Below are 23,058 nucleotides of genomic sequence, written 5' to 3'. Positions count from 1 at the left end.
TCATCGATCCGGCCCCGAAGGACCTCGGAAACACTTACTTCAGCGCAGCCTTCGCTGCCTTCTGACGCTTGAATGATGCCAGGATGCTGTCTTCGGTCAAGCCGTCATTGCGAACCATGACCGCGTCGAAGGCGAGATCGACCGTCACGGTCTTCACGCCCTCTTCCTGGTAACCCATGGCCATCGATCCCTGCTGCCAACCATAGGGGCGCTCGTAGGGATAGGGACCGATCTCCGGCAGCACGACCATTTCGCCGAACGAAGCCGGTGCGGCATTGTCGAAGGACGGGGCGCGCAGCGGCGTTGGGACCGGAGCGGCGTTATAAGGCGCGCTCGGCGTCGATCCGGCGTAGGAGGTCGCGGAGCGCGGAACCGGTACGCTATCGGCCGCAGGAGGCGTGAAGCCACCGAAGCTCTGGATCTCGTCGCGCGTGATGCGCTTGCTGTTGGAGGCAACCATGACGCCGGTCGCGATCTGGCCCTCGCCCGGATAGACGCCAGGAATGCGACTGCCCTTCGGTACGTAAGAGGCCATCAGATACGGCATATCGTGGCCGTCCATGCGGGCCTTACCGACATACTGCACGCGCACATTGCCGGTGCCGCTGTGCTGGAGATCGAGCAGATCGGCCGTCTTGTTCGACAGGTCGATGATGCGGCCTTCATGATAGGGGCCGCGGTCATTGACGCGCACAATGATGGACGAGCCGTTTTCGACATTGGTCACGCGCGCATAGCTCGGCAGCGGAAATGTCGGATGCGCGGCGGAAATGTGCATCTGGTCGTAGACTTCGCCATTGGCTGTCAGACGGCCATGGAAAGCCGAACCGTACCAGGAGGCGATACCGACCTTGTTGTAGGAGAAATCCTCTTTCGGGAAATACGTCTTACCCTTGACGACATAGGGATTGCCGACGATGTAGCGACCGCCGCCCTTCGGAATATTGTTGCCGGTGGCGACGCGTGGGCTCGCCTTGACGCCATATTCCGACTCGGCAAAATATTCCTTGCCGTGCGTGCGCTTGGCCGTCGTCGTGGGTGCCGTTCCGCAAGCGGTCACTGTCGCACAGATAAGCGACAAGCCCACCCACCGTATTGGTGTCGCAAGTGCCGCCGCCCCGAAGTCTCGTCTCATATGTCCCACGCCGCTCAAGACCGTTATGGCTCAAAGTCCGCCTATTCAGGCAAAACAAGCCGTACCGCCATCAACCTAACGAGACTTTAATCATGCGACCTTCGCGGCGAATTTGCGAAAGCTTTCGCCGAGATAGAGACAATTCTAATGAATATGGTTAATGGATCGCTAAATTAATGAAGCGATCCGGCACATTCATGACCTCTCCGACAGCGCGGAATGGCTGCCGATCGGACTATCAGAAGTGAAACGAGACACCAAGGTTAACGGCGTTCGTGATGATGTTGGTCTTCAGACTGTCACCGCTATCGATCGGCACGTTCACACGGGAATAGGTTCCCTTGTACTCGACGAAGGTCGACCAACGGTCGGTGATGCGGAAATCGACGCCGGCCTGGGCCTGGAAGGTCACGCCGCCGAACTCGTAATCGAAGGTCTTGCCTTGCGGGCGCGTCACTTCGACGTGCGGAATGTTGACGCCGACGCCGGCGCCGACATAGGGCGTCCAGCGCTGCCCCTCGATTGGGAAGCGATAGAGCGCGTTCGCCGTCAAAAGGTTCAGGCCGTCGGTGAACTCGAAATGCGACCAGCCCGATGTCGCCAGCGTCTTCTCGTCGGCATAGACCTTGTCGTGGGTGTAATCGATGGACAGGCCGAGGTTGGGGTGATTGAGGTTCTCGAGCCACCAAGTGACGCGCGCGCCGTAGTAGGGCGGGGAGCCGAAGGACTTGCCTTCCCAGCCGGCATTGAAATGCGTGCCGTCGGACACATCCACGCCGCTGTGCGGTGCCGTCTGGTAGCCACCATAGACGGAGAACTGCAGATCCTCGGCCTTTGCCGGACCGTAGAGACAGGCGGCAGTGACGAGTGCGTATGTCGAAAGACGGAATGCGCGGCGCATGAATGGTCCCCAGGTGATCAACCCGGCGATCTTCGCCGTCCTTTGTGACAGCGCTATTTCAACTGATGCATGCTGCGGATTCATTGCCGCGTTGTGGCCGGAAGACCACAGTGTCGCCTCAGTCGCGCGGATGCCGGTCAAGGTAATCCGACAGGATGTTCAGAAAGACGTCGATATCCTCGCGGGTCGTCCGGTGATTGACGATCGCGCAACGCACCACGAGCTCGCCCTGCAACGTCGTCCAGGACGGGACGGCCAGCCCCTGCTCGTGAAGATCAAGCACGAGATCGCGGATGAAGTCGTCGTTGGAGCCACGAATGCCGAAGCAGACGATGTTGAGGCCAACCGGCGCCTTTATCTCGAAGCGAGGATCGCGCTCGAGGCTTGTGGCGAGATAGCGGGCGAGTTCGCAGGTGTGCGCAATGGCATTGCCCATCCGCTCCGTGCCCAGCGTTTCGATCGTCATCCACGTTTTCAGCGCCCGGAAGCCTCTCGACAGATCAGGGCCGAGATCGCAAGGCCATGTCTCACCGGCGGCAAGGCCCCTGCCCGACCGTTGCAAATATGCGGCGGGCTGGGCGAATGCGCGCTTATGCGCATCACTGTCGCGCACCAAAAGAAAGCCGGCGTCATAGGGCACGTGGCCCCATTTGTGGAAGTCGAGGGCGATCGAGGCAGACCGTTCGATGCCCGAAAACAGCTGGCGCATCTCGGGCGCGAGCATGGCAAGAGCGCCGATCGCTCCGTCGACATGGAACCAAATATTTTCAGCTTCGGCCAGCTTCGATATCTCCAGGAGTGGATCGATCGCGCCGGTGTTCACCGTGCCCGCCGTGCCGACCACGAGGAACGGAAGCAAGCCCTGCGCGCGGTCTTCCGCGATTGCTGCGGCCAGTGCCTCGACGCTCATCCGGCCGGCGTCGTCGACCGCGATATATCTCAGGTTCGCCGAGCCAATCCCGGAAAGCTCCATTGCCTGCGCGACGCAGACATGCGCCTGCGAGGATGTGTAGGCGACCAACTGTCGGTCAGCCCTGCGCAATCCGTCCCGCCGCACGGTTTCGCTCAAAGCCTCGGTCCGGGCGATCGTCAAGGCAAGGAAATTGGCCATCGACGAACCGGTGACGAAGAGACCGCTTGCCGATGAGGGATAGCCAAGCGCCTCAGCCATCCATCGGGCGATCTGCTTTTCGACCTCGATGCCGACATGATCGCGGCCACCACAATTCATGTTCAGCCCGGCGGCGACCATCTCCGCCACCATGCCGACGGGTGTGCCAGCGCCGTGAACCCAACCCATGAACAGCGGATGCAGATTGCCGGTGGCGTGGGGAAAGACATGCGTGCGGACATCGTCGAGCACATCGTCGAGCGCACGGGGTTCATCCGGCAGCGCGCGGGCAAATCTGGCGCGCGTGTCGGACGGCATCGGTTGCCAGACCGGCTTTTGTCTGACGTTGGCGATGTGATCGATGGTGTCGTCGAGCATGCGGTGAGCCGCTTCGCGAAACGCCTGCCAGTCCGTGGGGTCGAGGCTCGTTGGCTTCTCCTGATCCGAGCCCGCCGACAAATCCGTCTTCGTACTGCGTGACATCAGAGCCCCCGATTGGCCTGGGAGACGGCGGCCCATTTCTCGAACACGGTGTCGAGATCGTCGGCAATCGGCCGCATCGCCTTCTCCATGCTGTCGCCGCTGGCCAGTCTATCGGACACGGCGTTGATATCGATCGCCGAGGCCGCGACCCTGAGGATCGTGCGAGCGCCCAGATTGACTGCCTGCCCGATATGGCAGACCGGTCCAATGTCGTTCTCGCGAAGCGCCAGATGGAGCCTTTGCGCCTGCGCAAGCGACGCAAACCGCTTGTCGTCGGCTGTGATGGTCAAAGGGAAGATGGCGCGATCGACGATATGGTCGCCTTCGTCGTCGGGATGGATCAATATGCCATCCATATGCTCGGCGCGGGCACGTACAAGGTTGGCGAAGGCCTGCTTGATTCGACGCTGAACGACGGTGTCGATTGCGGCAAAGGGCTCCAGCTGCTCAAGCGCGGCTGTCCACCTGAGGCCCAGACCTAGATTGAAGTGCGATCCGAATTGCTGATCCTGACCGCCGCGCAGAAGCGCCGGCCAATCATGAAGCGCCGTGTAGTCGGATAGCCCCGAGGCAACAGCGGGCTTTGTGGCGAATTCCTCGACGAGCGCCGGCGGTATCGCAAGCGCACCCGCGAAAGGCGGTCCGGCGAGGAACTTCGAGCCGGTGACCGCGACGAGAAAGCCGTCGGCGATATCCCGGGCGAGCGCGGTGGCGCTGCAGCGAAACTGGCAGGCATCGACAAGAACGCGAACACGTCCGGGCGCGCGCGCCGAAATGTAGCGGGCAGCCTGTCGCGAGACCCCGGTCAGGCCCGTCTTGGAGGTATCCAGAACATGGACGAAGACATCCCTGTCGCGTTTCAGCGCATCCTCGGCAAGCGACATGACGTCGGCGTCGACATCATCGGGATTTCGTGCCTGGCCCGCCGCGTTGCGGATCGCCACCGCCTGAACTTCGATGCGATCAGGGTCGATGCCGACGAGCATCTCGCCCGCGCTCACGGCGTGGCCCAGCGCCGTCACATCCGCGAAATGGCGGCCGGCGGCAGCGCGCGGCACGCCGCTTCCGGTTTCTTCCGGCGCGATGAGGATGTTGGTGATCGGGCGTGGCGACAGCGAGAGCATCAGGCCGAGCGCAAGAAGCTCCACATCCGTTCCGGATGCGGCAAGCACGATGCCGCTCCCGTCGCATCCGATGTTTCGGCCGATACGGCCACGGATTTCGGCGAACCATTCGTCCACGGCGATCGCAGCGGCGCCATCGACGCCGAACAGCCGCTTCAGCTGATGGCCGGCGGCGGTGAAGCCCTGCGGCGAGACGTTGCTCGCGGTTGTGGACGCGAAGGAAATCTCGTCCTTGGCGGGAGCCGTGCGGGTTCCGTATCGATTACGGCCGGTTGCTGCATCCGGCCAGATACGGCTATCACCGCCGGCCGCGAACAGAAGCGACAGCGTGTGGTCGATACTGGCCGCGCCCAGCTTGTGCCGGTATTCAGGAACAAGTTCGGCCATCGTCCTGACAGCGAACATGTCATCTCCGGATCTGCTGGCTCTCGAAGCAGCGATCACAGCGTTTCCACAAGCGACACGACGCCTGCCTGATTGGACCCACCCGCCTGCTGGCCTCGCTGAGGCTTGGACGCCCGCGCGCGGCTTGCCAGCGCGCCTTCGAATGCCGCGAACAGTGTTGCCATCGACTGTTTCTTGTAAGGAAAGACGGTCTCGGAATCCATCGAATGGACGATCATCGCGACGTCTGCTTCAAACAGCAGCAGGCGTCCGTCCGACAGCTCCGCGCAATCGATGGCGAAGTAGTCGAGGCCGAGGCGGCGGTGCAGTGCTGCAAACGCATCGGCATGCCGCACGGCGAAATCGGTGTCGAAATCCGCCATCCACGACGCCTCCTCAAGCCTCCGCTCGGCATGTTCGGCCATGCCGGCGCTGAGGTAGTGCACCATCCAGTGGTCGGAAATCGCCAGATGGCTCGCATAGGGCTTGCCATCGATGACCGCGATGCGCTGCTTGCGAAACTTGCCATCCTCGTCGCTGTAATCGATGAAGGGAGCGATGTAGAATTCGGCTTCCGGGCGGCCGGTCAGATAGCTTGCAATCGCATCGGTCGAGCCGATCTTTTCCATTCCATGCCCGGCGTGGGTGCCGATCGGGCGAAGGATGATCGGGAAGGATGTCAGTCCGTCGATCAAGTTTATCGAGAGCAACTCCGCTGAGAGATCAACAAGCGTCTGCCGGGCGATCCGCGTTGTCAGCGGAGCGAGGATGGCGGGCTCGTTGCGGAAGGCTTCGGCCACGCCCTCGCGCGACAGGTCGATAACCCGGCGCGGCGCACTGTTTACGATCGGGCCGGTCCAGCTTGCCAGCAGTCGCTCAAGGTTTTCCAGCACGGCCAGATTTTCGGGCGACTCGCCGACGGCGACGAAGGCCACATCATGCTCCGGCACATCATTCAGATGCGCCGTCAACTCATCGACGTAGTGGAGAAGGATATTCGCATTGGAGCTCTCCAGCAGGAACTCGATCGGCGTATTGGCCATGAAGTCGCCGCGGGTGGCTATCACGAGGACGCGAAGGCCCGACCCGCTGCCGTTGCGAATATGATACTTACGGCTCATCTCCAGCGCGCCCTTCTGGGTGATGGCGGCTTCGTGACTCTTGCCTAGCGTTTGCAGGATGATCGCGAGGTCCATGAAGGCGCCCGCATCGGAGACGTCGGCGGAAACCCGCGCCATCAGCGCATCCCAGTAAGGGGAAATGTCCTTGCCCTCGTAGACCGTGCGAACGATCGCCGCCTTGCCGGCTATCGCGTGCAGGTCTTCAATTTCGTGGATCTGGGCGGCGGCAATCTTCACGGCATCAACTCCATATGAACCGGCGTGATCGCCTTCAGCGAGACTCGCCGCGACATCACCGGTTGGCAAATATTCGAGTTCACTTGTGTGCCCGGTTGCTTGCGTGGGCCTTGCTGTTCCGGTCGATCAGTAAGCACAAATCGCCGCAGCGGCGCTGGACACTTGGGGAGCGAGGCCATGCTTATTCAATTGCCGGCGTGATGGGAAAGATGCGTGTCGCGCGAACGCCTATCGCGCCGGGCTGGCGCCGCGAAGACTGGATTAGAGTTCAGCCTGAAGCCGTTCAGCCGTAACGTGGCTTCGGGTAACCGATTGCATGCGCAGATCAAGATCAGACAGGCCGAAGGGCTTTACCAGATAGTCGGTTGCTCCGCAGGTGAAACCCTCGATTTGATCTGAGACCTGATCATGTGCGGTAAGAATGATGATGGGAACATTGTCGGCCCGGCTGCGCAATCTGCGCAGTAACGAAAGCCCGCTGCCATCGGGAAGGCGCAAATCGAGCAGAACCAGGCCGTATTCACCGCTATCGGCGGCGCGGGTCGCGTCAGCAAGCGTCAGACACCATTCCACAGAATAGCCGTTTGCCGAAACATGGTCACAAACGGCATCTCCCAGGATCGCGTTATCTTCGACCAACAACACATTCATAACCGCACGCCTTCCAACCTAGCCAGCGCCACCGGTGATCTGGGTGCTTTCCGCCTGGGCGTCGCGAACCGGAGCCGGCGCTGGAGCCAAGACCTTGTCGAGCCCGTAGTGCTTCTCGAGGTTCGTCCAGCTCTGATCCATGGCATAGGCTGAAGACAGCTTGGGAATACCCACATGCCCGAACGCAAAGGACAGCTGGCGCTCGGCGACATCTTCCTTCACGTTGGCGATCTGCTGGCTGTAAAGCACGGAGGCCAGGCCCGTTCTGTCCGCGCCCGACAGGCAGTGGACCAGGATGGGTTTTGGAGCGTCACGCATGATGGCGACGAGCCGGTCCGCCTTCTCGGTGGTCAGGATTTTGGATGCCGACATACCGAAATCGATATGCTCAACGCCCAGCCGCTCCGACACGGCGACTTCTTCCGCCCACCATTTCGCGTGTCCGCTATCGCCGCGCAAGTTGATCACGGTCTTGATGCCGTGCTCGCGGATATAGCGCTCCAGTTGAGACGGAGACGGCTGCGCCGAACGGTAGAACTGGCCCGCCACGACAGTATGAAAATTTCCGGTAAACTGGAGATAACCGACATAGCCCGCGAGGGTCAGGCCCGTCAAAAGTATCAGACCACCGAAAATCTTTACGGGGCGGGCGATCCGAACTCGCTTCAGTGCGCGCAAGAGTATCTCCTAAGTAATAACAAAGAGAGTTGCTCTATGGCGCGGGCTGCTGACAACAACCTGAAGCGGAAATGACATTATTGCGACATCGGCGGTTCGCCGGTGAAGAGAACGCGGACACGCGGCCAAGGTCGCGCATAACATGCGACCGGGGCCTTTCAGCCCCGGTCATCAAAAGCATCTGATTTCAGTTGACGCCGACCGCCGCGCTCACACTCGCGACATGGGAATCCCCCTTCCGGCAACTGGAAAACACATCCAGCGAGGGATCATACACCTTGGTCGAAACATCCATCAGGCCGAGCAGGCTATGGAAGATATTGTCGTGGGAGGTCGTCTTGTTGGCGTTGTTCGCCAGGCACGCCATGTCGAAGCCAGCCGACGCCTGGAGATCGTCTGAGAGCCACACCAGGAACGGAACGTGGGTCTGCTGGATCGGCGCGACAACATAGGGGGTACCGTGCAGATAGAGCCCATTCTCGCCCAGCGATTCGCCGTGGTCGGAGATGTAGACCACGGAGCCCGCAACGGTATCGGACCGCTTCTTCAGCTTGTCGATAACCGTCGACACGATGTGATCCGTATATAGGACAGTATTGTCATAGGCATTGCGGATTTCTTCCGGCGAGCAGCTCCCGAAATCGTTGGCGCGGCAATCCGGTTGGAACCGGCGGAATTCCTCGGGATAGCGAGCATAATATGCCGGGCCATGACTGCCGAGCTGGTGAAGTACCAGCACGCTGTCGCCCTTCACCTTGTCGAGCCAGCCGTCGATCTTGTCCAGGAGGATGGCATCAAGGCATTCGCCGTCCTTGCAGAACCTCGGATCAGCGGAATCCGGCAGAAATTCGTAAGGTACCCGGTCGGTGACATGGTAGCTGCCGGTGTCGTTGTCGAGCCATGACACGGAGACGTTAGCATGTCCGAAAACGTCGAGAACATTCTCGGTCTCCAGCCCCTTGCGGTGCGTATAAGCTGTTCTCGGATACACCGAGAACAGGCATGGGATCGAGATAGCCGTTGCCGTTCCGCAACTGCTCGTGTTCGGGAAATAGACGACATTCTGCTTCGCCAGCTCAGGGTTGGTATCGCGCGTATAGCCGCCGAGCGCGAAATCCTGAGCGCGGGCGGTTTCGCCGGCGACCATGATGAGGACGCGAGGCTTTGTGGTTGCTGCCGAGTTGACACGATGGGCATCGGCGCCAAGCGGCTGCGCGACGATATTGGCGTCCTGTCCCGACGAAATGGCAAAGCGCACGGCGCTGGTGATCGGCACGAACGGATTGAGCGTGTCGAGAATATCCTTGTGGGCACGCCCGACGCCCGCGAACGTCCGGTAGTCACCGATTCCTATGGCCGCGAAAACGGCCGTGCAGGCCAGGATAACGGCTGTGTTGTGCGCCAGCTTCCCGAGGATCGGCCGGTGCCGGATGCGTACCCAAAGAATGAGCAGCGACGGCACGATACCGGTCAGAAAGATATGCAATGCAAACCGGCCGGTAATCAGGTGCCCGGCCTCAGCGCCGGTAGAGACGACTGCGTTGCGGATCATTTCCTTGTCGACAATGACGCCGAACGAATCAGTGAACCACGATGCAGCGGACGCCACGATCACGAAGAAGATCAGGAACGGCTTGGTAACGTATTTCGCGGAGAAGAAGGTGACCACGCCCAGGCTTGCCGCCGCGATACCGATGACGAAAATCGAAAAGCCGAAGCGATCGGCGGCGAAATATCCGAAGGCCTTGGACCAGAAGGTTTGGTTGGTGACGACCAGAAGATAAGCGGTTGTCAGCAGGCAGAGCGTGATGCTTCCTATTTCCGGACGAAAGAAGCGTGGTCCGGGTCGATCATTACTGTCGTTCAATTCGATGTCTCCGCAATAGCTGGCGCGGGACACCGTCAAAGCGATGGCCTTATCCCGCCAATGCGTGACGGAATGCCTTTCTTTTCTGACACAAGCCTGAATGCTTCCAGGCTATATGCTATCAACGCGCACCGCGCCCTGCGCTAGCCCTTGAGGCCGTAATGAGCCTCCAGCCGATCCCAGCTGACATCCATCGCGTAGACAGACGAAATATGCGGTATCGCGACATGGCCGTAACGCACAGACAGTTGACGCTCAGCGACATCTTCGCCGACGCCCGCGATCTGCTGGCTGTAGATGACTGACACCAGGCCGGTTCGATCTGCACCACTCTGGCAGTGCACGAGAATTGGCTTCGGCGCTGCCTTCATGATGGCGACCAGTTGGTCAGCCCGTTCGGGTGTCAGGACAGTACCGGACGACATTGCGAAATCGATATGCTGAACACCAAGTCGAGCGGCCGTCTCGACCTCGGCATTATACCACTGCGCGTTCACATTCTCGCCGCGCAGGTTGATGATCGTCTTGATGCCGTGATCGCGGACGTGGCGCTCAAGCTGCGCTGGAGAGAGCTGCGCCGATCGGTAAAACTCTCCATGAACGACGCTATGAAAATTCCCGCTCAATTGCAGATAGCCGATATAGCCTCCGAACAGGGCGCCTGCGAACAACACGCAGGCGGCGGCTCTCAATAGAATCTTCTTCCGACTGGCGGCGAAACGCATGACGACAAACCTCATTCATCAAAGTGCGATCGGGACTTTGATGAATGAGCCTGACGGCCACCTGAAAGCTATGCTCAGTGCAAAACCAAGCCCGCCCGAGCGCCGGTCTGCGCACGCGATCGGCAGCCAGGGACGAGGTTGTAACCTAAGTATTCGGTACGGAGTTTACCTACACGTCCGGGGCAGACCAAAGCGAAAATGGCGGATGGGGTGGGATTCGAACCCACGGTACGGTTCCCCGCACGACGGTTTTCAAGACCGTTGCCTTAAACCACTCGGCCACCCATCCAGCGCACCAATCTGATGGCCCGGCGGCAAAATGCGCGCACCTTTGGTGTCACCAAATCAGATTTTGAAGGCTTTAAGCTGCTTCGTCGGCACCGTCAACCAGCCCGGCCGCGTCTTCGCGCCGTGATCTCGCATAATGGTGCAGGAGCACGAGCGAAGACGTCGGATGAGCGAAGGAAAAAGACGATCAGTGCGCGGTGGTTTTGCGGTTCGCCAGCAGAAGAATGTAATCGTCGGCGGCATCGGCGATCGCCATGGCCACCTCGGCCGCCGCCCATCCGTTCTTCTGCGCTTCCCTGATAATCTGGTGGAGTGCAGGTTCTACGTCGGCCCGGCAATCGAGCAAACGCTGGTCGTGGTTGGTGTCACTGCGAGCTGACTGAAGATTGATCATCTCTGTTACCCCTCATGTCCAAGGCTGTACCATGACATAGATTGCAGGTTGAGCAAGGGATTGCTGATCAAAACCTAAATTTTGCCGCCGGATGAGGTTTTTCAACGACACTCGCCCTAGGCGATCAGCCATGCAACCTGACCGAAAGTGCCGCGAATGGGGTGATAAATATGTTCCATAGTCGGCGATACATCATTGAAAATGATGAAACATACTCCGGCATCAACAAAACAACCCAACAACATCTATCGCACCGCCAAAGTTCTACTCAGTATTACCTGAGACAATAGAGCTCACACCGATACCATATTTCCGCTTTTATATTCGAACATATTTTGACTCTATGTATCATCCTAAATTCTTCTAAGGGTTGATTTTATATAAACCATAAAGCGGCACCAAAATAACATTGCGACCAAAATGGATCATCATGCGAGAGGCCTCTACTCATCGAGGCTTGCGCCACGTCCAATCACTCCACAATGTGTCGAGTAATTTCGTAAAAATCCCCCGCTAGTTGCATTTCACATTTGCGTGATTTCCATGCATCATGGCGGCCATCGGGGTAAGATGATCGGTCAACCAGAGCACAGCTCTCACAAGCGTCTTCTTTGGCGGCTTCGACGCACCGACAACAAGATACAAAAAGGGCCGAGCTCGATAGCCCGGCCCTTCCCATTCTCAGTCGAGAAATTCTATCGACGGCTCATCAGGCCAAACAGGTATGCCACGCCCGCGGTGACGGCGATCGCGAGGATCGGCTCCTCGCGGACCTTGTCTCGGACGCGTTCGGTCAAAACTGAGGCCTCATCAGCAACGGCGGTCTTTGCACCCTGCCCCAGCGCAACAACGCTTTCGGACAGGCGCGCCAGATCTTCCCGCAATGCGGCGACCTGGGCGGACAGATCATCCGTTGCAATCTCCGCCTTGACGCGCGCGGCTGTGGACTGTGCGGAGGCGGTTTTCATGTCGGCCATTGTTTGCTCCTGTTTCTTGGGGATGCTGCTCAACGAAATAGCGCTGCCAAAGGTTCCGCAAGCGAGCATCTTTTGTCGTCGGTCGGCGTCGCGAAACACGGCTGGTATAGCGCAGATGTTTTCGCGCGATAACCCTTCAATTCCTCATGCGTTTGCTCTAAGGAACGTCCAATGCTTTGCCCGCGAACGGGCGAATATAATGCGAGGTTTGCGTTTCGATGTTCGATCTTCTGCGTAGAGCTGCCCAGACCTGGGCGGCCAAGCTCCTGATGCTGCTCCTGGTCGCCTCTTTCGGCATTTGGGGTGTGTCACACTCCCTGCTGACCGGCAGCACCAGCACGACCGTGGTGACGGTCGGCGACCAGCAGGTCGACGTCAACGAGTTCCGCCTCGCCTATCAGCGCCAGGTCTCCAACCTCAGCCAGCAGTTCGGCATGCGCCTGACGCCCGATCAGGCCCGCGCCTTCGGCGTCGAGCAGCAGGTGATCTCGCAGCTGGTGGCCGGCGCTTCGCTCGACCAGCTCGCCGCCGACATGGGGCTCGGCCTCTCCGAGGATCGTCTCGCCCAGCTGATCGGTGACGATCCGGCGTTCAAGGCCGTCAACGGCCAGTTCGACCGTTCGCTGTTCACTTCGCGCCTGCGCAATGCCGGTATTCGCGAGGACGATTATATCAAGGAGCGCAGCAAGGTCGCGGTTCGCAGCCAGATCGTCGATGCGATCTCGAACGGCTTCACGCCGCCGAAGACGCTGGTCGATTCGCTGAAGCTCCACCGTCAGGAAAGCCGCGGGATCGATTACCTGCTGTTGACGAACGCCAATATCGAGCCGATCAAGGCGCCAACCGACGACGTGCTGGCCAAGTGGTTCGAGGGTGCCAAGGCGCGCTATCGTGCGCCCGAATATCGCAAGTTCACCTATCTGAAACTGCAGCCGGCCGACATCGCCGATGCCGGAACGGTGACCGACGATCAGATCCGCGAAGACTTCGAAAAGCGCAAGGATGCCTATCGCACGCCGGAAAGCCGCACGATCGAGCAGCTGACCTTCCAGAACAAGGATCTCGCCAACGCGGCCGCAAATGCGCTGAAAACCGGCACGACCTTCGACCAGCTGGTGACCGACCAGGGCAAGACCGCCAACGACGTCATGCTCGGCGAGTTCACCAAGGACAAGGTTCCCGACCAGTCCGTTGCCGACGCGGCCTTCGCGGTTTCCCGCAACGGCGGGACCTCGCCGGTCGTCGAGGGCAGCTTCGGCCCGGTGATCCTGCGCATCACCAACATCAAGCCTGAGAGCGCGAAGAGCTTCGACGAGGTCAAGGAAGACCTGCGCAAGCAGCTCGCCGTCGCAAACGCCTCGCAGCAGATGATCACCGTTCACGACCAGATCGAAGACCTGCGTAGCGCCGGCTCGACGCTCGACCAGATCGCCACGCAGCTGAAGCTCAAGGCCGTGACCATCGACGCCGTCGATGCAACGGGCCTCGACAAGGCCGGCAACGAGGTCAAGGACATCCCGGAAAAGCAGCAGGTGCTGGGTGCGGTATTCCGTGCCGAAGCCGGTGCTGATATCCCGTCGCTGTCAATCGGCACGGATGGCTATCTGTGGTTTGCTCTCGGCGACATCACGCCCGAGCGCGACCGTCCGCTTGCCGAAGTTCACGACAAGGCCGTCGCCGACTGGACCGCCGAGCAGCAGAAGAGCGAACTCGCCAAGAAGGCGGACGAGCTGAAGCAGCAGGCACAGAAGGGTACCTCGCTCGCTGACATCGCCGCACCGCTCGGCATTCAGGTGGAGAGCAAGAGCGGCATCACCCGCGGCATGGACGACGTGGTTCTTGGCACCGGTGGCGTCAATGCCTCCTTCTCCGGCCCGATCGACACGATCGCGACGGCTATCGGCGCCGATCCGACGACGCAGATCCTGATGAAGGTGACGGAAGTGAACACCGAGCCAACCGGCGACGTGCTTGCCAACCAGGACCAGCAGATCAACGCGATCGCCAACGCCGCCGGCGACGACATCCTGGACCAGATGGTCTCCCTGCTGCAGACGCAGTATGGCGTGTCGATCAACCAGCAGCTCGCCGAACAGGCAGCCTCGCGCTAAAGGGAAGATGAACGCATGACCGATCTGAAGCCCCTCCTGGCGAAGGCCGCAAGCCGCGAACCGCTGACACGTGAGGAGGCCCGCGAGGCCTTCGACATCCTGATGTCCGGCCAGGCCACGCCTTCGCAGATCGGCGGCTTTCTGATGGCGCTGCGCGTTCGCGGCGAGACCGTCGACGAGATCGTCGGCGCCGTCACCACCATGCGCTCGAAGATGCTGACGGTGGAGGCACCTGCTGATGCCATCGACATCGTCGGCACCGGCGGTGACGCCAGCGGCACCTACAACATCTCGACGCTGGCGGCCCTGATCGTCGCCGGCGCCGGTGTACCGGTCGCCAAGCACGGCAACCGGGCCTTGAGCTCCAAGTCCGGTGCCGCCGACAGCCTGGCCGCGCTCGGCGTCAAGCTCGACGTGACTCCGGAAACCATCTCGCGCTGCATTCGCGAAGCCGGCGTCGGCTTCATGTTCGCGCAGCAGCATCATTCCGCCATGCGCCATGTCGGCCCGTCGCGCGTCGAGCTCGGCACGCGTACGATCTTCAACGTTCTCGGCCCGCTCTCCAATCCGGCCGGCGTTCGCCGTCAGCTGCTCGGCGTCTACTCGCCGCAGCTCGTCATGCCGATTGCCGAAGTGATGCGCGATCTCGGCTCCGAGAGTGTGTGGGTCGTGCACGGCAACGGTCTCGATGAAATCACCACCACGGGCAAGACCAGCGTGGCAGCACTTGAGGACGGCAAGATCAAAAGCTTCGAGCTGTCGCCTAGCGATTTCGGCGTCGAGACTGTCGAGCTCCAAGCGATCAAGGGCGGCGACGGCGTCGTCAACGCGGCGGCGCTGCGGGATGTGCTCAGCGGCGCGAAGAATGCCTATCGCGACATCGCGCTCGCCAATGCCGCCGCATCGCTCGTGATCGCCGGCAAGGCCGAAACGTTGCGCAACGGCATGCGGCTTGCCGCGCAGTCGCTGGACAGCGGCGCCACCGCGGGTGCGCTCGACAAACTTGTCGCCGTATCCAACGACCTGGACTAGGATACCGACATGACCGACATTCTGCAGAAGATCGAACTCTATAAGCGCGAAGAGATCGCGGCTGCGAAAGCCAGGGTTTCGCTCGCCGATCTGAAGGCGATACAGCAGGACCAGACCGCGCCGCGCGGTTTCCACAAGGCGCTGGTCTCCAAGCGCGATGCGGGCCAGTTTGGTCTGATCGCGGAAATCAAGAAGGCAAGCCCGTCCAAGGGACTGATCCGGCCGGACTTCGATCCGCCGGCGCTGGCCAAGGCTTACGAACTTGGCGGCGCCGCGTGTCTGTCCGTGCTCACGGACACACCGAGCTTTCAGGGCGCGCCCGAATTCTTGATGGCGGCCCGCGCGGCCTGTAAGCTTCCAGCCCTGCGCAAGGATTTCATGTTCGAGACCTATCAGGTGCAGGAAGCCCGTGCATGGGGCGCCGATTGCATTCTGCTGATCATGGCCTCGCTCTCCGACAGCGATGCGGCGCGGCTGCAGGACGAGGCTTTCGGGCTCGGCATGGATGTGCTCGTCGAAGTCCACGACGCCGAAGAGATGGAGCGGGCGCTGAAGCTCTCGTCGCCGCTGGTCGGGATCAACAACCGCAACCTCAGAACGTTCGAGGTCAGCCTCACCGTCAGCGAGGAGCTGTCGGCCATGGTGCCGGATGACCGGCTGCTGGTCGGCGAAAGCGGCATCTTCACGCATGAGGATTGCAAGCGGCTGCAGGCTTTTGGCATCAATACCTTCCTCGTCGGCGAGAGCCTGATGCGCAAGGACGATGTGACGGCGGCCACGCAGGCTCTGCTGTTTGGCCAGGCATCGCTGGCGGCCGAATAAGATGAGTGGGGAGAAGGCCGGCCTGACCCATATCGACGCTGCCGGCGAAGCGCATATGGTCGATGTCGGCGACAAGGCCGACACCACCCGTATCGCCACCGCCGAAGGTCACGTAAAGATGGCGCCGGCGACGCTTCAGCTGATCCTCGAGGGCAACGCCAAGAAGGGCGACGTGATCGGCACGGCGCGGCTGGCGGGGATCATGGCCGCCAAGCAGACCAGCAATCTCATCCCGCTCTGCCATCCGCTGATGCTGACGAAGGTTTCTGTCGACATTACCGAAGACAGCGCCCTGCCCGGCCTGCGCGTCACCGCGACCGCCAAGCTCACCGGCAAGACCGGCGTCGAGATGGAAGCACTGACGGCCGTCTCGGTCGCTTGCCTGACGATCTACGACATGGCCAAGGCGGCAGACAAGGCGATGGAGATCAGCGGCATCCGCCTGCTTGAGAAATCGGGCGGGAAGTCGGGCGATTTCAGGCATCCGGAGCATGCGAAATGAGCATGCTGCCCGTCGCCGAAGCGCAGGAACGCCTGCTGTCGCGGGCAAAGCCGATCATGGCGCTCGAAACCGTCTCACTGGCTGAGGCCGAGGGGCGTGTTCTCGCCACCGACGTCGCGGCTCGGCTGACACAGCCGCCCTTCAACTCATCGGCAATGGACGGCTATGCGCTGCGCGGCGAGGATGCCCTTGAGCCCGGTAGCGAGCTACTGATAATCGGGACGTCGTCCGCAGGACACGCGTTTGACGGCACGATTGGCGCCGGCGAGACCGTGCGGATCTTCACCGGCGCGCCGGTTCCCGAGGGCGCCGACAGTGTGTTGTTGCAGGAAGACGCCGAGAAGATGGACAACGGCATCCGCACCACCTTCCCGGTGCGGCCCGGCCAGCATGTGCGGCCACGCGGGCAGGACTTTCGTGAGGGCGAGCCGGTGCTGATGACAGGCACCGTAGTCGATTTCTCGCGCCTAACCGTTGCCGCCGGCATGAACCACGCGACGCTCGATGTCCGGCGCAAGCCTCTGGTCGCGCTGCTTGCCACCGGCGACGAACTGGTGCCGCCAGGCCAGCAGCCCGGCCCTTCGCAGATCATCGCATCCAGTACATTCGGGATTGCGGCGCTGGCGCGCAAGGCCGGCGCCGAGGTGCTCGATCTCGGTATCGTTCCCGATAACAAGGCAGCGATCACGGCAGCGGTCGAGAGAGCACGGCAAGCCAAGGTGGACGTGATCGTCACGCTGGGCGGCGCGTCCGTCGGCGACCACGATCTCGTGCAGGCAACGCTGCTTGCCGCCGGCATGAAACTCGATTTCTGGCGGATAGCCATGCGACCGGGAAAGCCGTTGATGGTGGGCAGTTTCGGCGATATGCATGTGCTCGGTCTTCCGGGCAATCCGGTCTCCAGCCTCGTCTGCGGGCTGCTGTTTCTCGAACCTCTGATCCGCAAGCTCGCATCCCTGCCGCCGGTCAAGCGAGCAGCTATGGCCGAAGCCGCTGTCAGCATGAAGGCGAACGACCAGCGGCAGGATTATGTCAGGGCAAGAGCGGTGCGCTCACCAACCGGCGTTTTGCAGGTGGAGCCATTTGGCAAGCAGGATTCGTCGATGATGAAGATTTTCGCGGAAGCGGACTGCCTGATCATACGGCCGCCGCACGCGCCGGAGCTTGCAGCCGGAGAGGCTTGCGAGGTGATGCTGATCCGTCCGGAACTGCTCGGCTAAGCGTTCGGTCGCAGGGCGCGCTGACCGATCTCGGTTGTCGCGGTGACTTGTGCGGACAGCGCGCTTATTCCACACTCGGCGCATCTTCACCAATGCCGGGATGCACGATCATGACCACCGAGCCGGTTCGCGATACCAAGGCCATGCTCAGTGGCATGACGCCAAGCCTTGATGCCAAAGACTATGTGTTTTGCACGACGGAGGACGAGCAACTAGCCGTGCAGGCTGCGCCTTCGTCGCTCGGCTGGCTTCGCGAAGCCGAAGGCGTGTCCTTGATACTGCCGGCTGCCGACGCTCAGCGGCTGGGCTTCGACACCACCCTCCCCATGCGGCGGATCACACTCAACGTGTTCTCCTCGCTTGAGGGCGTCGGACTGACGGCCGCCGTCGCCACAGCTCTCGCCAATCACAATATCTCCTGCAACATGGTGGCCGCCTATCATCACGACCATGTCTTCGTGCCAACGGCCGACGCGGAAGAGGCCATGCGGGTGCTGCTGGAGCTGCAGGCGGCGGTAGGCTGACACTGGAGCGCCTGGAATGGGCTAGCGGTCAGGAACCGTGTCCAAGCTGAAGACACCGGCGCGCACCTCGCTTCCGTCGCTGCCAAGACCAAAATCCGGCACGGAATACTCGGCGATGCAGCGCAGCCTCGCTGTTGGCAGCGGCACCCGATAGGGATCGCCGATCAGGACGTCGATGCCGGTCGCGCGGCAGCTTTCGAAAAACGCCAGAGCGCGTTTTGCCAACGCTTCGTCATAGAAGAGATCACCGGCGAGTACGATATCGACCACAGGCGGCGCACCGTCGAGGAGGTCGGCATGCAGGAGATCGATCGCGACGCCGTTGGCGCTCGCATTGAGGCGGGCGGCGACGATGGCGTTCTCGTCGATGTCGGCGGCGACCACGGATGTTGCGCCGGCCTTGACGGCGATGATCGCGACGAGGCCGGAGCCGGTGCCGAGATCGAGAACGCGGCGGCCGTGAACGAGGTCCGGGTTCTCGGCGATATGACGTGCGAGCACCGCACCGCCGCCCCAACCATAAGCCCAGTACGGCGCCGGCGCATCGGGATCGGTGCCGCCGAGGCGTGACAGCCGGCTGCCGGAATGGGCGGTGTAGAGCTGGATATTTGCGAGACCCGGGACGGGCGAAAGCCGGAGATTCCTGGCGATGAAGGCGCTGGCGTCGAAGGAAGACGTGCGCTTTTGTGGTTGAGTACCATCGTCAGTGGAAACGGATGTCATGCGCTCGGTCTTATCATGCATGGCGTCACCCGGTCCGGATCAGCAACCGCGAGATTCATGTTTCGCGATTGCTTGATATGAGAAACGGCGAGGCATGGCTGCCAGGTCGAGTGGTGCCCTGAAAATCAGGATCATCCAAACGACTGGCGGCGCATGCGATCCTCGCCGTCACGCTTTGGGTCTCAGCCCTTCTTCTTGGAGAATTTCGGCTTCGGGCCGTTACCGTCGAACTTCGGCTTGCCCTCGTATTTCGGCTTACCTTCGAACTTCGGCTTGCCGGGCTTGCTCCACGGCTTGCTGTCGCGCTCGCCGGATGGGGCGGCATCGCTGCGCGGTCCCTTCTTGAAGCCGCCGTCGCGCGGGCGGTCGTCATAGCTCTTCTTGGCGGCGTAAGGCTTCGGGCCGGACTTGTTGAAATCCGACTTGCCGTAATCCTGGCGGCCGAATTCCGGCGTGCCGGGCAGACGGCTGACGCGGATGCCGCGTTCCATCGTCTTGTTCGGACCGGTCGCGGCGAGGAAGGCGTCGGCGCTGCCGGCTGCGATCTCGACGAAGGTCTCCTCCGGCTGCATCTTGATGGCGCCGATGTCACGCTTGGTCAGGTTGCCGTTGCGGCAGATCATCGGGATCAGCCAGCGCGGCTCGGCGTTCTGCTTGCGGCCGACCGACAGCGAGAACCAGACGCTTGGGCCGAAATCGTCGCGCGGGCCACGCGGGCTGGTGTCGCGCGGGCCATCGGCGTTGTCGCGCGGCTTGCGCGGACCGGCCTGCAGGCTGATCTCCATCAGATCTTCCGGCGCCGACTGCTTGGCGCGGTAGAGATTGACGAAGGCGTTGGCGAGCTTCTCGGCGCCGTGCGCTTCAAGCAGGCGCTTGACGATGTCCTGCTCCTCTTCGCGGGGAGCCTCCTCGAAGATCGGATCGGCGAGCAGACGTTCCTCGTCGCGGGCAATGACTTCCTCGGCCGACGGCGGCAGCGCCCAAGTGGCGGCGATGCCGGCATTGTCGAGCAGACGCTCGGCCTTGCGGCGGGCGTTGAGCGGCACGATCATGGCGCTGACGCCCTTGCGACCGGCGCGGCCGGTACGACCCGAACGGTGCAGCAGGGTTTCCGGATTGGTCGGCAGGTCGGCATGAATGACGAGATCGAGGCCTGGAAGGTCGATGCCGCGGGCGGCGACGTCGGTGGCGATGCAGACGCGGGCGCGGCCATCGCGCATGGCCTGCAGGGCGTGGCTACGCTCGTTCTGCGTCAGTTCGCCAGAGAGCGCGACGACGTCGAAATTGCGGTTGTGGAAGCGGGCGGTCAGATGGTTGACGGCGGCACGGGTCGAGCAGAAGACGATGGCGTTGGTCGCCTCGTAGTAGCGGAGCACGTTGATGATCGCGTTTTCGCGGTCGCTCGGGGCGACAGCCAGCGCACGGTATTCGATGTCGACGTGCTGCTTTTCTTCCGTCGTGGTGGCGATGCGCACGGCGTTCTTCTGGTAGCTCTTGGCGAGCTTGGCGATGGCAGCCGGCACGGTTGCCGAGAACATCAGCGTGCGACGATCATCCGGGGAGGCATCGAGAATGAATTCGAGGTCTTCGCGGAAGCCGAGGTCGAGCATCTCGTCGGCTTCGTCGAGAACGACGGCCTTCAGATCGGAGATGTCGAGCGCGCGGCGGCGGATGTGATCGCAAAGACGACCCGGCGTGCCGACGACAATGTGGGCGCCACGCTCGAGCGCGCGGCGCTCGCTGCGGATGTCCATGCCGCCAACGCAGCTGACGATGACGGCGCCGGTCAGCTCATAGAGCCATTCCAACTCGCGCTTGACCTGCAGCGCAAGCTCGCGGGTCGGCGCGATGACGAGGGCCAGCGGGGTGGCGGCCGGCTCGAAGCGATCGTCGTCGCCAAGCAGGGTCGGCGCCATGGCGAGGCCGAAGGCAACCGTCTTGCCGGAGCCGGTCTGCGCCGATACCAGCGCGTCAGATGCGGCAAGCGCCGGATCGAGCATGGATTGCTGAACGGGGGTGAGCTCGGAATAACCGCGCTTCGCCAACGCCTTGCCGATCGCCGGAACGACGCCGCTTATCTCTGTCATTTTGTCTGTCTTTCGGAATAATCGGGCGCACGGTGCGCCGTCCGGAACTTGCCGGTTGAAAAGTTGGGCTGTTCCTACTGCGTCACACGACAAATGTCAAAGCGGATGTCCGCGCCACAGCAAGACATCGATGCTTTCGGCGCGGCCCCTGATTCTGGCTGAGACCGGCCCTTCAATATGCCCTTGATGGTTGGGTGCTGCCCCCGCGCCCGCCGCGCTCATCAATGCCGAACTCAGCGCGACCTCGAAACCGCGGCTTGCCGCCACTTCCATGAGGCGGCTTGCGACGTTGACGGTATCACCGGTCGCGGTGATCTGCTGGCGTGTGCCGGTGCCGAGACGCGAAGCTACGACCGTGCCGCAATGGGCACCGACCTTGAAGCCGATCTTGCGGCCGGAAAGCCCCGGATCTGCTGAAAGCCAGGCCCTCAGGCGATTGCCGAGCCCGACTGCGCAGGCCGCCGCCCGCAGACCGTCGTCATCGGCCGGTCGCGGCAGGCCGAAGAGGATCATCGCGCCATCGCCCATGAAACTGGTGATCGCGCCGCCATGGGCGCGCGCCTCGTCATCGACGAGCTCGAAGAAGCCGCTCAAGACCTCTTGTACGCGCGCAGCACCGATCGCCTCACTCAATCCGGTGAAGCCCGACAGGTCGACGAACACCGCCGCGGCTTCCTGACGCACCGGGCGTGAGAGGAAAGTCGGATCGCGCGCCAGCCATTCGCCAAGCCCCGGCGCCTCGATTCGCTGCAACAGGTCGCTTTGAGCGGCGAAATGCGTGGCGCGGCGGCGATCGAGCCACAGCTCCATCGCGCCGAACAGCAGCACCGGCGGCAGGGTCGCGGCGATCGGCAGGGCCGCGCTGAACCAATAGCCATGCGAGAACGCGACAATGTTGAACGTCAACCACGCCAACACCGCGGCCGCGATGGCGCTGTAGGCCACGGCGCTGCGGCGCCAGCCGAGCAGGCTGATGATCAGCACCGGCAGAGTGACGCCGAGCAGCGCATCGAACGAGCGCACATTGCCGTCGCGCACGATGTTGTCGCCTGCGATCAGCCGGGTGATGGCCGTGGACATGACCTCGACGCCGGGAAGCACCGGATCAAACGGCGTCGGAAAGACGTCGCCGCCGCCGGTTACCGTCGAGCCGATCACAACCACCCTGCCCTCGACCATCTTGGCGTCGATCTTGCCGGCGAGCGCATCGGCGGCGCTGAAGGTGGGGATCGTTCCGCGCGGTCCGTAGAAGGTCAACGGCAGGCGCTGGCCGATATCGGTCGGAAGGCGCAGTTCGCCGAGGGCAAGGGCCGCCGGCGTAAAGGCCGGATTGACGCCGAGCGCCACCGACGCCACCCGCAGCGGAAACGAGGCATCGACGCGCTGCGCGCCGCGAGAGATCAGCGGAATATAGCGCGGCGTTCCGCCCTGATCGGTCGACACGTTGACGACGCCGATCGCGGCGGAATCGGCGAAACGGGCGATCGGCAACATCATCCGATCAGCCACCGGAATGGTCGCAAGCGGATCCTCGGCACTCGATGTCACCGATTGAAGACTTGATGGGAAGACGCCGGCTGCGGCGATGACAGTCGGCACGCCCTTCAGCGCATCGGCGAGTGCCTGGTCGCCCTCCTCGGGTCCGGGATCGACGAGCAGCAAGTCCAGCGCAATGACCTTCGGCTTCAGCGCGCCGATGGTTTCCACTAGGCGCGCGAGCGTTGCCCGGCTCAACGGATATCCGTTGGCGCTCGCCGTCTGATCATCGATCGCAACGATGGTGACGACCGAAGGCGCGCTGCTCGGCCCAATGAGGTGGCTTCTGAGGTCGGCCAGCGATGCTTCCATGCGATCGAGAAAGCCGGCATTGCCCTGCATGTGGAGATAGCCGAGCGCGCCGCCCCAAAGGGCGGCCGCGATCAGGGATATCGTGATCAGAAGCCGTCTGGCCTGCATGGGCG

At 62.0% G+C, this 23,058-nt stretch carries 20 protein-coding genes and 1 tRNA gene; 6 read left to right on the top strand and 15 right to left on the bottom strand.

Annotated features, from left to right (window positions below):
* Positions 1–34: 34 nt before the first annotated feature.
* The 12 genes from ACIQUB_RS07720 to ACIQUB_RS07665 form a co-directional block, all read right to left on the bottom strand.
* On the bottom strand, positions 35–1,135 hold the full coding sequence (locus tag ACIQUB_RS07720; RefSeq protein WP_113235742.1) for a septal ring lytic transglycosylase RlpA family protein: 1,101 nt from the start codon (positions 1,133–1,135) through the stop codon (positions 35–37).
* Between the two features lie 238 nt (positions 1,136–1,373).
* A complete protein-coding gene (locus ACIQUB_RS07715; protein ID WP_113235843.1) occupies positions 1,374–2,036 on the bottom strand; it encodes a porin family protein in 663 nt (220 codons plus the stop codon).
* 118 nt (positions 2,037–2,154) lie between these two features.
* Positions 2,155–3,630, bottom strand: a complete 1,476-nt coding sequence (locus ACIQUB_RS07710) for an aminotransferase class V-fold PLP-dependent enzyme (RefSeq protein ID WP_113235844.1) — start codon at positions 3,628–3,630, stop codon at positions 2,155–2,157.
* Positions 3,630–5,159, bottom strand: coding sequence for a hypothetical protein (locus ACIQUB_RS07705; protein WP_113235743.1), 1,530 nt, complete (start codon positions 5,157–5,159; stop codon positions 3,630–3,632). The genes ACIQUB_RS07710 and ACIQUB_RS07705 overlap by 1 nt, the downstream gene beginning before the upstream one ends.
* A 35-nt stretch (positions 5,160–5,194) precedes the next feature.
* A complete protein-coding gene (locus ACIQUB_RS07700) occupies positions 5,195–6,496 on the bottom strand; it encodes a RimK family alpha-L-glutamate ligase (RefSeq protein WP_402929107.1) in 1,302 nt (433 codons plus the stop codon).
* A gap of 261 nt (positions 6,497–6,757) precedes the next feature.
* Entirely contained in the window at positions 6,758–7,147 is a 390-nt protein-coding gene (locus ACIQUB_RS07695; RefSeq protein ID WP_113235744.1) for a response regulator, read from the bottom strand.
* A gap of 18 nt (positions 7,148–7,165) precedes the next feature.
* Positions 7,166–7,762, bottom strand: coding sequence for a tyrosine-protein phosphatase (locus tag ACIQUB_RS07690; RefSeq protein ID WP_113235845.1), 597 nt, complete (start codon positions 7,760–7,762; stop codon positions 7,166–7,168).
* 250 nt (positions 7,763–8,012) lie between these two features.
* Entirely contained in the window at positions 8,013–9,692 is a 1,680-nt protein-coding gene (locus tag ACIQUB_RS07685; RefSeq protein ID WP_113235745.1) for a phosphoethanolamine--lipid A transferase, read from the bottom strand.
* Positions 9,693–9,835: 143 nt separating this feature from the next.
* Complete coding sequence (locus ACIQUB_RS07680) at positions 9,836–10,417, bottom strand: dual specificity protein phosphatase family protein (RefSeq protein ID WP_162737368.1); 582 nt, start codon at positions 10,415–10,417, stop codon at positions 9,836–9,838.
* Positions 10,418–10,616: 199 nt separating this feature from the next.
* Positions 10,617–10,706: transfer RNA gene (locus ACIQUB_RS07675), tRNA-Ser, on the bottom strand.
* A 186-nt stretch (positions 10,707–10,892) separates the two neighbouring features.
* A complete protein-coding gene (locus ACIQUB_RS07670; RefSeq protein ID WP_018899881.1) occupies positions 10,893–11,099 on the bottom strand; it encodes a hypothetical protein in 207 nt (68 codons plus the stop codon).
* Between the two features lie 695 nt (positions 11,100–11,794).
* Positions 11,795–12,076 (bottom strand): hypothetical protein, encoded by a 282-nt coding sequence (locus ACIQUB_RS07665; protein ID WP_018899882.1) that lies wholly within the window; start codon positions 12,074–12,076, stop codon positions 11,795–11,797.
* A gap of 218 nt (positions 12,077–12,294) precedes the next feature.
* Between ACIQUB_RS07665 and ACIQUB_RS07660 the strand changes: the two genes are divergently transcribed.
* From ACIQUB_RS07660 to ACIQUB_RS07635, 6 genes are all read left to right on the top strand, one after another.
* Positions 12,295–14,187 carry a peptidylprolyl isomerase gene (locus tag ACIQUB_RS07660; RefSeq protein WP_113235746.1) on the top strand — a complete coding sequence of 631 codons (1,893 nt, stop codon included), beginning with the start codon at positions 12,295–12,297 and terminating at the stop codon, positions 14,185–14,187.
* A 15-nt stretch (positions 14,188–14,202) separates the two neighbouring features.
* A complete protein-coding gene (gene trpD, locus ACIQUB_RS07655) occupies positions 14,203–15,219 on the top strand; it encodes an anthranilate phosphoribosyltransferase (RefSeq protein WP_113235747.1) in 1,017 nt (338 codons plus the stop codon).
* A gap of 9 nt (positions 15,220–15,228) precedes the next feature.
* Positions 15,229–16,041 (top strand): indole-3-glycerol phosphate synthase TrpC, encoded by an 813-nt coding sequence (trpC, locus tag ACIQUB_RS07650; RefSeq protein WP_113235748.1) that lies wholly within the window; start codon positions 15,229–15,231, stop codon positions 16,039–16,041.
* Position 16,042: 1 nt separating this feature from the next.
* Complete coding sequence (gene moaC / locus ACIQUB_RS07645) at positions 16,043–16,543, top strand: cyclic pyranopterin monophosphate synthase MoaC (RefSeq protein ID WP_113235749.1); 501 nt, start codon at positions 16,043–16,045, stop codon at positions 16,541–16,543.
* Positions 16,540–17,763 (top strand): gephyrin-like molybdotransferase Glp, encoded by a 1,224-nt coding sequence (gene glp, locus ACIQUB_RS07640; RefSeq protein WP_113235750.1) that lies wholly within the window; start codon positions 16,540–16,542, stop codon positions 17,761–17,763. The genes moaC and glp overlap by 4 nt, the downstream gene beginning before the upstream one ends.
* A 110-nt stretch (positions 17,764–17,873) precedes the next feature.
* Complete coding sequence (locus tag ACIQUB_RS07635; RefSeq protein WP_113235751.1) at positions 17,874–18,287, top strand: ACT domain-containing protein; 414 nt, start codon at positions 17,874–17,876, stop codon at positions 18,285–18,287.
* 21 nt (positions 18,288–18,308) lie between these two features.
* Here ACIQUB_RS07635 and ACIQUB_RS07630 read toward each other — a convergent pair whose 3' ends face one another.
* The 3 genes from ACIQUB_RS07630 to ACIQUB_RS07620 form a co-directional block, all read right to left on the bottom strand.
* On the bottom strand, positions 18,309–19,031 hold the full coding sequence (locus ACIQUB_RS07630; protein WP_113235752.1) for a methyltransferase: 723 nt from the start codon (positions 19,029–19,031) through the stop codon (positions 18,309–18,311).
* Between the two features lie 161 nt (positions 19,032–19,192).
* On the bottom strand, positions 19,193–21,097 hold the full coding sequence (locus tag ACIQUB_RS07625) for a DEAD/DEAH box helicase (protein WP_113235753.1): 1,905 nt from the start codon (positions 21,095–21,097) through the stop codon (positions 19,193–19,195).
* A gap of 96 nt (positions 21,098–21,193) precedes the next feature.
* Positions 21,194–23,053 (bottom strand): adenylate/guanylate cyclase domain-containing protein, encoded by a 1,860-nt coding sequence (locus ACIQUB_RS07620; protein ID WP_113235754.1) that lies wholly within the window; start codon positions 23,051–23,053, stop codon positions 21,194–21,196.
* Positions 23,054–23,058 lie beyond the last annotated feature (5 nt).

The organism is Rhizobium sp. NPDC090275, from assembly GCF_044772225.1.
Taxonomy (GTDB): domain Bacteria; phylum Pseudomonadota; class Alphaproteobacteria; order Rhizobiales; family Rhizobiaceae; genus Rhizobium.
The sequence above is the reverse complement of the archived record's forward strand: the minus strand, read 5'-3'. Positions and strand labels throughout refer to the sequence as shown.

What these genes read in the sequence shown, in the direction of transcription:
- ACIQUB_RS07720 (WP_113235742.1), bottom strand. Translation starts at nt 1,135, where the DNA reads ATGAGACGAGACTTCGGGGCGGCGGCACTTGCGACACCAATACGGTGG.
- ACIQUB_RS07715 (WP_113235843.1), bottom strand. Translation starts at nt 2,036, where the DNA reads ATGCGCCGCGCATTCCGTCTTTCGACATACGCACTCGTCACTGCCGCC.
- ACIQUB_RS07710 (WP_113235844.1), bottom strand. Translation starts at nt 3,630, where the DNA reads ATGTCACGCAGTACGAAGACGGATTTGTCGGCGGGCTCGGATCAGGAG.
- ACIQUB_RS07705 (WP_113235743.1), bottom strand. Translation starts at nt 5,159, where the DNA reads ATGTTCGCTGTCAGGACGATGGCCGAACTTGTTCCTGAATACCGGCAC.
- ACIQUB_RS07695 (WP_113235744.1), bottom strand. Translation starts at nt 7,147, where the DNA reads ATGAATGTGTTGTTGGTCGAAGATAACGCGATCCTGGGAGATGCCGTT.
- ACIQUB_RS07680 (WP_162737368.1), bottom strand. Translation starts at nt 10,417, where the DNA reads ATGCGTTTCGCCGCCAGTCGGAAGAAGATTCTATTGAGAGCCGCCGCC.
- ACIQUB_RS07670 (WP_018899881.1), bottom strand. Translation starts at nt 11,099, where the DNA reads ATGATCAATCTTCAGTCAGCTCGCAGTGACACCAACCACGACCAGCGT.
- ACIQUB_RS07665 (WP_018899882.1), bottom strand. Translation starts at nt 12,076, where the DNA reads ATGGCCGACATGAAAACCGCCTCCGCACAGTCCACAGCCGCGCGCGTC.
- ACIQUB_RS07660 (WP_113235746.1), top strand. Translation starts at nt 12,295, where the DNA reads ATGTTCGATCTTCTGCGTAGAGCTGCCCAGACCTGGGCGGCCAAGCTC.
- trpD (WP_113235747.1), top strand. Translation starts at nt 14,203, where the DNA reads ATGACCGATCTGAAGCCCCTCCTGGCGAAGGCCGCAAGCCGCGAACCG.
- trpC (WP_113235748.1), top strand. Translation starts at nt 15,229, where the DNA reads ATGACCGACATTCTGCAGAAGATCGAACTCTATAAGCGCGAAGAGATC.
- moaC (WP_113235749.1), top strand. Translation starts at nt 16,043, where the DNA reads ATGAGTGGGGAGAAGGCCGGCCTGACCCATATCGACGCTGCCGGCGAA.
- glp (WP_113235750.1), top strand. Translation starts at nt 16,540, where the DNA reads ATGAGCATGCTGCCCGTCGCCGAAGCGCAGGAACGCCTGCTGTCGCGG.
- ACIQUB_RS07635 (WP_113235751.1), top strand. Translation starts at nt 17,874, where the DNA reads ATGACCACCGAGCCGGTTCGCGATACCAAGGCCATGCTCAGTGGCATG.
- ACIQUB_RS07630 (WP_113235752.1), bottom strand. Translation starts at nt 19,031, where the DNA reads ATGCATGATAAGACCGAGCGCATGACATCCGTTTCCACTGACGATGGT.
- ACIQUB_RS07625 (WP_113235753.1), bottom strand. Translation starts at nt 21,097, where the DNA reads ATGACAGAGATAAGCGGCGTCGTTCCGGCGATCGGCAAGGCGTTGGCG.
- ACIQUB_RS07620 (WP_113235754.1), bottom strand. Translation starts at nt 23,053, where the DNA reads ATGCAGGCCAGACGGCTTCTGATCACGATATCCCTGATCGCGGCCGCC.